Origin of the sequence: Methylobacterium sp. WL18, assembly GCF_008040015.1 — a bacterium.
Lineage (GTDB): Bacteria > Pseudomonadota > Alphaproteobacteria > Rhizobiales > Beijerinckiaceae > Methylobacterium > Methylobacterium mesophilicum.
Genome location: NZ_VRVD01000817.1, coordinates 1 through 1,783, shown reverse-complemented (window position 1 = coordinate 1,783; position 1,783 = coordinate 1). Strand labels below are relative to the sequence as shown.

Annotated in this window: 1 protein-coding gene; it reads left to right on the top strand. The window is 69.1% G+C overall.

What is annotated here, in order from left to right; translation table 11 throughout:
• The coding region (glyS, locus tag FV228_RS28635) for a glycine--tRNA ligase subunit beta (protein WP_147857574.1) at positions 1–1,783 on the top strand (1,783 nt) is incomplete at both ends.

The following is a 1,783-nucleotide window of genomic DNA, read 5'->3' as shown; positions in this document are numbered from 1 at the left end:
GGCCGTGCGCGAGGAGCGCCGCGGCCCGCGGGTCGGTGCCCCCGAGGCCGCCATCCAGGGGTTCTTGAAGGGCGCCGGCTTGGCGAGCCTGGATGAGGCCCAAAGAATCACTGATCCGAAGAAGGGCGAGTTCTATCTTGCGGTGATCGAGCGGCCCGGCCGCGAAACCCTGGATGTGCTGGCCGAACTCCTGCCCGAAATCATCAAAGGTTTTCCCTGGCCGAAGGCGATGCGCTGGGGCGCGGCCTCGGCCCAGCCCGGCGCCCTGCGCTGGGTGCGGCCGCTGCAAACGATCGTCGCGACCTTCGGGCCGGAGACCGAGACCCCCGAGGTGGTGCCATTCGCGGTCGGCGGCATCGCGGCCGGGACCGTCACCTACGGCCACCGCTTCCTGGCGCCGGGCCCGATCGAGGTCCGCCGGTTCGACGACTACATCCAGGCCCTGGAGCGCGCGAAGGTCATCCTCGACGCCGACCGGCGCAAGGACGTGATCCTGCACGACGCCCGCGACCTCGCCTTCGCGCGCGGCCTCGACCTCGTGGAGGACGAGGGCCTGCTGGAGGAGGTGGCCGGCTTGGTGGAATGGCCGGTGGTGCTCATGGGCTCCTTCGACGCGGCCTTCCTCGACATCCCGGCCGAGGCGATCCGGGCGACCATCCGGGCGAACCAGAAGTGCTTCGTCCTGCGCAAGGGGCACGCGGCGGGCGGCTCGGAGGATCTGGCCCCCGCCTTCATCCTGGTCTCGAATCTTGTGGCGTCTGACGGCGGCCAGGCGATCACCGCCGGCAACGAGCGGGTGGTGCGGGCGCGCCTGTCGGACGCGAAGTTCTTCTGGGAGACCGACAAGGCGATCCGCCTGGAAAACCGTCTGCCCAAGCTCGACAGCATCGTCTTCCACGAAAAACTCGGCACCCAGGGTGAGCGGATCGCCCGCATCGCCGCCCTGGCGCAGGAGCTGGCGCCCCTGGTCGGGGCCGATCCGGCCCTGGCCGAACGCGCGGCGCGCCTCGCCAAGGCCGATCTCGTCACCGAGATGGTCGGCGAGTTCCCGGAGTTGCAGGGGCTGATGGGGCGCAAATACGCGGCGCTCCAGGGCGAGCACGGAAGCGTCTGCGCGGCCATCGAGGAACATTACAAGCCGGTCGGCCCCTCCGACCGGGTGCCGAGCGACCCGGTCTCGATCGCGGTGGCGCTGGCCGACAAGCTCGACACGCTAGTGGGCTTCTGGGCGATCGACGAGAAGCCGACCGGGAGCAAGGACCCGTATGCGCTGCGGCGAGCGGCGCTGGGGGTGATTCGGTTGCTGCTCGCCAACGAGATGCGCCTCGATCTACGGGCTCAGGCCGCCGAGCAGACGGCTCATGTCCAGGCCCTGACTGATACGCCGGAGGCCTATGATGAAGTCCGGGATCCGACGTCAGGACGTACGACGCGAACGGTAAAGAAGAGCGTCTGCGAGCGTAACGCGAAAGATCTTCTCGTCTTCTTCGCAGACCGCCTCAAAGTCTACCTACGCGACCAGGGCGCCCGGCACGACCTGATCGACGCGGTCTTCGCGCTGCCCGGCCAGGACGACCTGCTGATGGTGGTGCGCCGGGTTGAGGCGCTCCAAAAATTCCTCGACACGGACGATGGAAAAAACCTGCTCGCCGGGGTCAAGCGCGCCTCGAACATCCTGCGGATCGAGGAGAAGAAGGACGGCCGCGCCTACGATGCCGCGCCCGATTCCGCGCTTGCGGCGTCCGGCGAGCCGGCCGAGCGGGCGCTCGCCGAGGCCCTGGCG